This is a genomic window from Salinicola sp. (assembly GCF_982684285.1).
In genome coordinates this window covers 1-8,943 of sequence record NZ_CEXLVS010000041.1, presented here as the reverse complement: position 1 = coordinate 8,943, position 8,943 = coordinate 1, and the positions used below count along the sequence as shown (strand labels likewise).

Here is an 8,943-nt window from a genome sequence, read left to right as displayed (position 1 = left end):
GCGGCCAGAACCGAGCGGAGGACATAGGTCGCGCGAGGTGTAGTCAGGTCACAGCAGGAAAGACAGCGAATCAGCCCGGCATAGGGTTGGGCAGGAGTAACCGGAGGCGTCGGATTGACTGGCGCGGAACACATGATCGACCCACTTTTTGGTAATGAGTCGTATTACGATAATGAGAGTCTTGAATGCCGAGTAGTGACTTTATCGAAACCGATGAGTGCATCAGACGCATCGATTGAGGCAGGTACTGCTTCATGTCACGGGCAACGACGCCTCTGCGTTGCACAAGTCATAGATCGTGCGCCTTAACCACTGATGAGCAGGGTCGTTCTGAAGCCTGGGATGCCAGGCCTGAGTAAGTGGCGCGGTTTCCAACGCCATCGGCAAATCGAACAACCGAATGCGAAGCCCGGCGGCAAGAGCACTGCTGGCGAGATGCCTGGGCAGTGGCAAAATCAGGTTGGCGTCCTGTAACGCAAACAGTGCCACATAGGGCGAGTAGACAACGAGAGAGACACGCCGTTTCAAGCCATGCTTCTCCAGCGCGGCGTCGATCGGGCCGTGGGATTTACCCCGTCGGGAAACGCCAACATGTTCCCAACGGACGAACTGCTCTAGGGTGATGTCAGCATCGAAAACCGGATGATTCTCGCGCGCCACGCCGACGAAAGTCGTGGTGAATAGAGGCTGCACGCGGATCTCGGGTCCAAGCTTACGGGAAGCGCTGACAAACAGATCGATGCGACCACTACGCAGCGCCTCATCGTCCAGGTCGTCCTCTTCCGGAGACAGACGCAGCATGGCAAGCGGCATGTCCGTGGCCATCGCATCCAGCAAACGCCCCAGATGAATGCTTAGAAATTCATCCGTCGCACGCACATTGAAGCATCGCTCGAGTGTCTTCAGTTCGACCTCGGCTGTCGGTGCCAGCACCGCTGACGCCTGCTCCACTGCTGCCCGTACCTGCTCACGCAAAGCCATGGCCCTCGGCGTGGGGACGAGCTTGCGGCCGGCCTGTACGAATATCGGATCACCCAGGGTTTCTCGGATACGGCCCAAAGTCCGGCTCATCGCAGGCGGGCTCAGATGCATGCGGCGGGCCGCCCCCGCCACGCTGCCCTCCTCCAACAGAGCGTCCAAGGCGAGCAACAGGTTCAAGTCGGGATGTTTCATCTCAAAACTCATGAGCATTGCGTTGTATGCAATTATAATCACACTCTCACAACATCATAAGCATCAAAACAGGTTTACAACACTTACGTAACACATCCCACTTTTGCATGTCGGCATCCAACATATCAATCGGAATAGACAATATTGATCGAGAGCGGTGCCATGCCCCCCCTTCGGTGAACTCCCTACCAAGTGATTTATCCTGCCGAAACGAAAACAGCCTCCCGGAGGAGGCTGTCATGACGTGTAAAGATCTGTCTGAATCAGCGTTTTCGTCGCGCTTCCAACTTGCGATGTACGAAGTAGGCATAACCGCCGGCAATCGTCATCGCAACGGTCAGAACGACAAAAATCGTGCCAAGCAGCAGAGTCGCAGAATCCATCAGGCATCAGCTCGCATCAGTGATGCCGATGCTTCTGGCGTTTTTGCAAATCCTTGAGTACCAGCCAAGCGTAGCCCAGACCACCGATCGAGAGAATCAGGAACGGAGCCATTACGGCTGCAAACCGCAGGAATTCATCGTTCATTGGCCATCAGCCTCCTTGGCTGCGTCAATGGTTTGATTGATTCTAACCCTCAATACGACAGCGACCAATACCACGACAGTGGCAATACCCCCACCCAACACCGCATAGGCGAGTTGAATCTGGTGGGCAATGACACCGCCAAGTATGCAGGCCGCTACGATGGTTGAGGCGATGCGCTCGATTGCCTCGGCGATGGCAAGGCCTAGCGCGGGGTTTTTCTGCTTCATAGGCGTATCTCCAGAATATCGCGCCGAGATACACCGCCCGATCGGGGAGTGAATCCCCGGGCGGGTGGAATGAAAACCGTCACTGACGGGAAGCGAGCTTCCCGATCAGTGAGGTAAGTGAGGTGGAATCAGATGACCGCTTCGGCGGCGCCGACCGATCCGCTGACAACAGGTTGGGCAGGCGCATCGGTTCCCTGCGACGCTGTTTCGCCAGCCTGGGCACTGGTGGGGGTCGACGCGGTTTCGTCACGCCGTGGCGCTTCATAAACCTTGTCGCCGTCAACTTTGGCCCAATTGACGAACAGTAGACGCGCCTTGAGGCTCACGGCTGTTTCACCAGCGCGATCGCCCCTGGTCCGCGTGAACAGATCGGGATAGAGATCGCCGAGTTTGAAGCCGATCAGGATCTTGGGCTCGTTGGCCCCTTTCTCCTTGCGATCGGCCACGGTTGCGGCGAATTTCTTGACCAGTTTCTCCGCTTCGGCCCCACTGACGCGGCAGTCGAAACGGCGATACTCGACATCATTGGCAGGGCCATTCAACGCGGATATGTCGCAAGCCCAGAAGGCATCACCACGCTTGGGCGTGATCTTGCGGATCCGATTGACGTAGCCAACGCCAGTGATATGGAGATCGAAGAACTGGTTATCGGTCGAGTTGGACATGGTGTTACTCCTTGGATCGAGGCACAGGAATCCAGGAGACACACCATCCCCATCGGGGAAAGTGTTCCCCCGGATGGGTGGTTCGGCGCGAGGCCGAGTATTCGGAAGTGGCATCCAGCTCAGATGAGCGCCGTCTTTCGGGATGCGTTAACGGCTTCGGGAATTGCCCGAAGGCAAAAGGCATCACTGATGACCGTCAGTGACCAGCGGCTTACATCGACAGGATTACGCCACTTCTTCCCTGCGTCAACCCCAAATCTCGATCGTCAATCGCAAGCCGGGGCAGCGAATTCTCGCCGCCTCGCCTTGGGATTGAGGACCAGCACTGCGCGTCCAGTCGGCTACCGATACCGGCTCGGGTAGCAAGTATGAATCAGCCATTATGCCGGCCATCGGCCATGCCCCTCGTAGTCATGGTGACGATTGCCGCTGCATCCGGTCCCGAATCATGGCGATGGACCGATACGGTTGTGCGCGGATCCCCGCACAAAGGGAGCCCAGGGGTCAGGCGGTGGGCGCCGCCACGGTAAAGACAAGTCCAACCGGCCAGCGAGGCACCTGTGACGAGATGCCTGGCTGGCCGGTCGAAATGGGCTTGAAGAAATGGTCGACGACCGGTCGACCTGAAATATAGGGAACCTGGAACCCGCATACACGCCAATGTAGTGCAAGCGGAGCCTGCGAGGGGGTGCGCTCTTTCGCCAGGTGATAGCGCTTTGGGTTCGGACCCAAGGAGAGTCCAAAGGGACCAACTGATGACCGTCAGTTGGCAACGGGGTACACCGGCAATTATCAATGAGTCCCACCGTTATCGCAAGGAGGAGTCGGGCCCCCTTCCTGCCGGTGCGGATACTCCGGCAACTGGCTCGACCCCAATATCGAAGGCCTCAACCGCACAAACGATCCAGTTTTTCGTAGACCTCCATGGGCTTCATCTGGCCAACATCCATGCACGAGATGGAATAGCCGCATCAAATAGTCATCTTGTGTTGCCAAGTGATTGATATGCCAGAAGTCGTCAAATAAGTCCGTTTTCTGTTCAATGGCTTCTACAGTTTCACGATGTTCATCCAAACGTTTTCCAACAGAGCGGGCAAAATTCAGCTGGTCATACAAATAGCTGACCCTCACCAGACCAAATCGACGCAGTAATGTGTCAATCACATTCATGCCTTGCTCCTGTACCAGCAGCCCCACTCTCGTGTGCGTGGATACCCCAGTCGATCAAGATGCGGAGGTATCGCTCCCCGGGCGCTGCGATCGGTGCCGTAATGATGGCCACCCTTCTCGTTCATGTAGTCGATGATCTGCTCGATATGGCGCTCCTTGTCCGGCTCCGATGACAGAAATTCGTCCACCATGGACCATGGTCCGTTTGAACGGCGTCATGTACTCGGTCTCTCCCCCTTTCGCTCCCGGCTGAGCGATACGCATGTCGGGATTGAGCTGGTCGATCAACCGATGTGCCGATCGGCGCGCGCCCGGTTGAATGCGTGGCGCGATACGCCGAGTGATGCTGTAGCGCTGCGGGGAAATCTCGACCTCTCCACCGTAGCGGATCTCCACGGCGGGCTGCTTCTCGATCGACATGAGCCCGATATCGAACTGTCGCAGCAGCCACCACAGCAGATTGTTGGATCGATATTGAGGCCGTTTGCAGGCGACCCAGATCAGATGAGGCATGCCCGCCTGCTCCGGCCGCGAGTGTGTTCGCCACCGGCTCGCCTGTTCGATCACACCCAGCGTCAACGTGCGCTTGCACTCGAAGACCTGGCAGATTCCCCGGCGCGTCGCGATGAGATCGGGACGGCCCGCGAAGGTCTCCAGTACCACCTCGGGATAGGTCTCCCAGGATTGAGCGCGCAGCCGTTGATCGACTACCCACGCGATTTCTGTCTCGGTCATTTCCTTGTCGAAAGCACCCGGCTCCTCGCCGGTTCCGGCCAGATACTCGGTGCAGTTGGACTCCCACTCATCGTGATGCATCACCCCTGTCCTCCTTGAGCTGTCCTAGGCTTCGATTTGCGGCGTGGCTTCGCCTTCCCGATCGGCTTGGTTCCATCGCAGTCGGGATAACGGGAGCAGGACCAGAAGGGGCCATTGCTACTCTTGCGCTTGCGCATCTTCGCCTGGCACTTGGGACAGGTCTCGCTCGGTGCTTCGGGGAGATTCAGTTGGGGACGCTGAAGCGCGATACCGATGAGCTTGTCGAGCAATGTGCTTTGACGCTCCATGAAATCCTCCAGCGTCATCGCCCCCTCGGCGACCTGATCCAGCGCCTGCTCCCATAGGGCTGTCATCCCCGGGTTGCTGATTTGAGGTGGCAATGCCGCGATGAGACCCTGGCCAACCGGTGTCGAGACGATCGTGCGCCCTTTTTTCCGGATGAAGCCTCGCCTGAGCAGCGTCTCGATGATGCCGGCGCGTGTCGCTTCGGTACCGATGCCGGCACTCTCGCGCAGTCGCGCTCGTAGCCGCTCATCTGTGACGAACCGGGCCGCGTTCTTCATCGCCGAGATCAGCGCACCCTCGGTAAAGGGCTTCGGCGGTTGGGTCTGACGATCCCTCACCAGTAGATCCTGTACCGAACAGCTCTCCCCCTGACGGAGAGGCGGGAGCGCCTGCGCGCCTACAGCCTCCTGCTCCTCGTCGTCACTTTCCTGCCCTTTGCCCTTCCCTCGGGGGAAGAGCACCTTCCAACCCTCGACCTGTACCTGTCGGCCCGAGGCCACGAACGTCTCGCCGGCGAGATCCAGCCTCGCATCGGTCTGATCGTACTCGTGCGCCGGCAGGAACTGCGCCAGATAGTGCCGACGGATGAGATCGTAAACCCGGAACTCCTCGTCGCTCATCCGATCGATACGGCAAGGCGCCGTGGTGGGAATGATGCCGTGGTGAGCCGTGATCTTGCTGTCGTTCCAGACGCGACTCTTGAGCGTCTGGTCCAGTCGACCGATCACCGGGGAGAGCTTCTCATCCGAATGCAGGAGCGCCGTCACGACGGCCCCGACCTCGAACAGCATCGATGTCGGCAGATAGCGGCAGTCGGTACGCGGGTAGCTCGTCGCCTTGTGGGTCTCATAGAGGGACTGGGCGATGTCGAGTACCTGCTGGGCACCGAAGCCGTATCGCTTCGAGCACTCCTGCTGCCGCGTGCCGAGATCCATCACCAACGGCGCCGACTCTTTTTTCCGTGACGTCTCGATGGCCGCGACGGTCGCCGCCGCGCCCTGGCATCGGGATGCGACCGCTCGCGCCGCTTCAGGATTGACGCATCGCCCCTCCTCGTCGAGCCAGTCGGCGTTGGCCGGCAGCCACTTTGCCTGGAACGAACCGCCCTGCGCTTGCAAGGTTGCCACCACTTCCCAGAACGGCTTGGGAACGAAGTTCGCGATCTCCTGGTCGCGCCGGACGACCAAGGCCAGCGTGGGCGTTTGCACCCGGCCGACCGACAGGACGCCCTGGTGACCCTGCTGCTGAGCCAGCACCGAGAACGCTCGGGTCAGATTCATCCCAACCAGCCAGTCCGCCCGGGAACGGCCCAGTCCCGCCTGGTACAGCGGATACGTCGACTCTCCCGGACGGATGTTGGCCAGCGCCTTGCGAATGGATGCCTGGTCGAGCGCGGACAGCCAGAGGCGAGAGACGCGCCCCTGATAGCGGCAGGCGTCGAGAATCTCGCGACCGATAGTTTCGCCCTCCCGGTCGGCATCGGTGGACACCACCACTTCGCTGCACTGCTTCAGCAGTCCCTGGATCACCTTGAACTGCTTACTGGCATCCTTGCGCACCGTGTTCTTCCACTGCGCCGGACGGATCGGCAGCGACTCCAATGACCAACGCTTCAGCTCGGGATCGTAGGCTTCTGGAGGTGCCTGCTCGAGGAGATGACCGAAGGCCCAAGTGACGACGACGCCATCGCCCTGGAGACAACCATCGGCTTTACGGGTCGCCCCCAGAACCGCGCCAATATCACGCGCCTGGGAGGGTTTTTCGCAGAGAAACAAACGGGACATGACACCGGGCCTCACAGAATGGATATGGCCTCAGCGTGACGGGCTGGATCAGGGGAATCAGCGGGGAATGTTAATCGTGCTGGAGCAGGTAATGGGCGTCGTCGATGATCCAGGCCTCCGCGTTGCCATGGGCGGCACCGCGCGTGTTGTCCTCGGCTACGCAGGCCACCTCGGGGTGCCGTGTCAGTGTCAGAGCCAATCGCCGAGCCAACGGGCCATTGAATGGGATGTCAGCATCGAGCCAGAACCATTGCGCCGTGGAAGCATCATCGATCGTAATGATCTCACCGCTGAGCCAGCGCATCGGGATGAGGTAATGCCCCTGACCGGGCTTGAGAATCGTCGGCTTGAGCAACGTGCCGTCGGGAGCCAAACGGCAATCGACCGCGTGATCGATGACAGCCTGAATGTCCGATTCGATCCGCGGGCGACGTCCTGGGAGGGGGCGAATGAAGAACCGCTGATAGACCGCTGCCTCAGTCTCTTTCATTCTTGAGTACCCCCTGGTCGATCCACTCGACGACCGTCTCGTCGCTGATTCTGTACTCTCGCATCAATGCCTTGAGCTGAAGACGAAACTCGACGACCCGGCCGGTCTCTTGCGTGTCGTCGAGTTCCCGCAGCATGTTGCCCAGCTGTTCGTCCAGACTCCAACCATCCTTGATGGTGAAGAAGTTGGGCATGAGCGATCAGTCCAGAGCAGCGTTCAGGCGCTGTGTCAGCGCAGACTCCATGGCATCCCCGTCATACAGGGTTCGCTTGTCAGCCGGTGCCCAGCTGTAGTGGATGCGCGAGCCCGCGCCGCTCTTCTCGATCTGAACCCGCTGCAGAATCGAATATCGTGTTCCACCAAGCGTCTGCCGACCGTAATCGCCGAGATCGTAGTAGGCACCAGGCGTCGTCGAATGCTTCCAGGCCACATCGCCCATCTGCATTTTGGCCGTCGTGCTCTCGGGGCTCTCGAAGTCGTTAGGCGAGCGGAATCCCATCGCCGACTTGATCCGGGCATAAGCGGTATCGACATCGACGCGGGAATCAATATCGATGGAGCCGCTCTGACTGCCCAGACTCTTGGCGTCGACCGTCTGCCCCTCGGCATTGGTCGCCACCTTCTGCGGCGTCTCGCTGGGATCGTAGTTCAGCGGTTCACCCGTGACCGGATTGTCGAAACAGGTGACACAAACACCGTTCGAGTAATAGTGATCCTGCGCCGCGCATCCGGCCAACGCCACCATCCCCACTGCCACCACCCAATGCCTCATCCCACTACTCCTTGTTGGTCTCATGTTGAACCGCTCCTGATGCCCGTAGATCCGCTCACCCCAGACCGTCCGACCCCGTATTCACCGGATTGTCCCATTCGCCCTCTGGCCCAGCGGACTTGGAATACGCCCCCTGTTGCGAAGTCGACTGACGAGGTGTCTGCTGTCCCTGAGCGGGCTCGAGCACAACCTGGGTGACGCGGAACGGCAGGATACCGATGCGAACGGCCTGCACCTTGAACTGCGACCGGCTGTTGCCTTCATTGTCCTGCCACTCATCCAGCACCATGCGACCCGAGACCATGACCCGCATGCCCTTCTGATACAAGCGAGCCCACTGCTCGACATCGCGATGCCAGATCTCGACGTTCGCCCAGAACCCGCCCTTGTCGACATTGCCGGTATCGGTCGGCACCGGATTGTCGAAGCGGACGTTCAGGCGCATGACACCACGCGGTGGCTGATTGCCGTTGGGGGAGAACATCTTTACTTCCGGATCGGAACCGATGTTCCCCTCGCCCATGAAATGCGTGCTCATATGAACCTCCTGAATCGAATGGATGCCCGACTACAGTGGCGGCGAGCGGCAAAGGTCGTCAGCGGTAAACGTTAAGGCCGGCGTCGCACCATTCCCGTCCTTGGGTGGGTCAGACCATGGCCTCGACTTCATCGAGATCGTTAAGCAGGCGATTCAGGCGATCGACCTGGCGTGTGGCCGCCGCGATTTTGGCGTTGAAGATCGCGCGTTCGGTTTCAATTTCCACGAGCTTGCGCTTCATGCCGATCGAAGCGACGCCATTGACCAATACGGCCTCCAAAAGCCGTCGCCCCATTTGGGTCTGGGCTTTATCGCGCCACTGGACCGCGCGAACACGTCCACCGCTGTGATTGTGAGGTTTCAACCACAGACCCACTTGAACCACCGTTCGGTTGTAGCGGTTGGCAAAGTCAGCTGCCTCTTGCCACATCCCTCGACACTCTTCGTCGAGTTCGTCTCTAAATCGAAGAATCTCCCCTTTACCCTTAAAGGGTTTTAAAAGGCCCTTTGCGTACTGATTCAGTGCAAAGTCCT

General features: G+C 59.3%; 12 protein-coding genes. All 12 read right to left on the bottom strand.

What is annotated here, in order from left to right; genetic code table 11:
- Positions 1-252: 252 nt before the first annotated feature.
- The gene (locus AC3AYF_RS05615) at positions 253-1,173 is read right to left on the bottom strand and encodes a LysR family transcriptional regulator (protein WP_295035873.1); all 921 of its coding nucleotides are present in this window, start codon (positions 1,171-1,173) and stop codon (positions 253-255) included.
- Between the two features lie 399 nt (positions 1,174-1,572).
- On the bottom strand, positions 1,573-1,701 hold the full coding sequence (locus AC3AYF_RS05610) for a hypothetical protein (protein ID WP_268249114.1): 129 nt from the start codon (positions 1,699-1,701) through the stop codon (positions 1,573-1,575).
- Positions 1,698-1,928, bottom strand: a complete 231-nt coding sequence (locus tag AC3AYF_RS05605; RefSeq protein WP_487779500.1) for a hypothetical protein — start codon at positions 1,926-1,928, stop codon at positions 1,698-1,700. Before AC3AYF_RS05605 ends, AC3AYF_RS05610 begins: the two co-directional genes overlap by 4 nt.
- Positions 1,929-2,056: 128 nt before the next feature.
- A complete protein-coding gene (locus tag AC3AYF_RS05600) occupies positions 2,057-2,593 on the bottom strand; it encodes an STY4534 family ICE replication protein (protein ID WP_295035874.1) in 537 nt (178 codons plus the stop codon).
- Positions 2,594-3,385: 792 nt separating this feature from the next.
- A complete protein-coding gene (locus AC3AYF_RS05595) occupies positions 3,386-3,763 on the bottom strand; it encodes a hypothetical protein (protein WP_295040313.1) in 378 nt (125 codons plus the stop codon).
- Positions 3,764-3,817: 54 nt separating this feature from the next.
- Complete coding sequence (locus AC3AYF_RS05590) at positions 3,818-4,582, bottom strand: hypothetical protein (protein ID WP_295040315.1); 765 nt, start codon at positions 4,580-4,582, stop codon at positions 3,818-3,820.
- On the bottom strand, positions 4,579-6,609 hold the full coding sequence (locus tag AC3AYF_RS05585) for a DNA topoisomerase III (RefSeq protein ID WP_487779499.1): 2,031 nt from the start codon (positions 6,607-6,609) through the stop codon (positions 4,579-4,581). Before AC3AYF_RS05585 ends, AC3AYF_RS05590 begins: the two co-directional genes overlap by 4 nt.
- A 70-nt stretch (positions 6,610-6,679) precedes the next feature.
- A complete protein-coding gene (locus tag AC3AYF_RS05580) occupies positions 6,680-7,099 on the bottom strand; it encodes a hypothetical protein (protein WP_295040318.1) in 420 nt (139 codons plus the stop codon).
- A complete protein-coding gene (locus tag AC3AYF_RS05575) occupies positions 7,086-7,292 on the bottom strand; it encodes a hypothetical protein (RefSeq protein ID WP_295040320.1) in 207 nt (68 codons plus the stop codon). Before AC3AYF_RS05575 ends, AC3AYF_RS05580 begins: the two co-directional genes overlap by 14 nt.
- Before the next feature lie 6 nt (positions 7,293-7,298).
- Entirely contained in the window at positions 7,299-7,844 is a 546-nt protein-coding gene (locus tag AC3AYF_RS05570) for a hypothetical protein (protein WP_295040322.1), read from the bottom strand.
- An 82-nt stretch (positions 7,845-7,926) separates the two neighbouring features.
- Positions 7,927-8,409 (bottom strand): single-stranded DNA-binding protein, encoded by a 483-nt coding sequence (locus AC3AYF_RS05565; RefSeq protein ID WP_295040324.1) that lies wholly within the window; start codon positions 8,407-8,409, stop codon positions 7,927-7,929.
- Positions 8,410-8,518: 109 nt separating this feature from the next.
- Positions 8,519-8,943, bottom strand: a 425-nt coding sequence (locus AC3AYF_RS05560; RefSeq protein ID WP_487779498.1) for a DUF3158 family protein, incomplete at its 5' end; no start/stop codon positions are given.

What these genes read in the sequence shown, in the direction of transcription:
- AC3AYF_RS05615 (WP_295035873.1), bottom strand. Translation starts at nt 1,173, where the DNA reads ATGAAACATCCCGACTTGAACCTGTTGCTCGCCTTGGACGCTCTGTTG.
- AC3AYF_RS05610 (WP_268249114.1), bottom strand. Translation starts at nt 1,701, where the DNA reads ATGAACGATGAATTCCTGCGGTTTGCAGCCGTAATGGCTCCGTTCCTG.
- AC3AYF_RS05605 (WP_487779500.1), bottom strand. Translation starts at nt 1,928, where the DNA reads ATGAAGCAGAAAAACCCCGCGCTAGGCCTTGCCATCGCCGAGGCAATC.
- AC3AYF_RS05600 (WP_295035874.1), bottom strand. Translation starts at nt 2,593, where the DNA reads ATGTCCAACTCGACCGATAACCAGTTCTTCGATCTCCATATCACTGGC.
- AC3AYF_RS05595 (WP_295040313.1), bottom strand. Translation starts at nt 3,763, where the DNA reads ATGAATGTGATTGACACATTACTGCGTCGATTTGGTCTGGTGAGGGTC.
- AC3AYF_RS05585 (WP_487779499.1), bottom strand. Translation starts at nt 6,609, where the DNA reads ATGTCCCGTTTGTTTCTCTGCGAAAAACCCTCCCAGGCGCGTGATATT.
- AC3AYF_RS05580 (WP_295040318.1), bottom strand. Translation starts at nt 7,099, where the DNA reads ATGAAAGAGACTGAGGCAGCGGTCTATCAGCGGTTCTTCATTCGCCCC.
- AC3AYF_RS05575 (WP_295040320.1), bottom strand. Translation starts at nt 7,292, where the DNA reads ATGCCCAACTTCTTCACCATCAAGGATGGTTGGAGTCTGGACGAACAG.
- AC3AYF_RS05570 (WP_295040322.1), bottom strand. Translation starts at nt 7,844, where the DNA reads ATGGTGGCGTTGGCCGGATGCGCGGCGCAGGATCACTATTACTCGAAC.
- AC3AYF_RS05565 (WP_295040324.1), bottom strand. Translation starts at nt 8,409, where the DNA reads ATGAGCACGCATTTCATGGGCGAGGGGAACATCGGTTCCGATCCGGAA.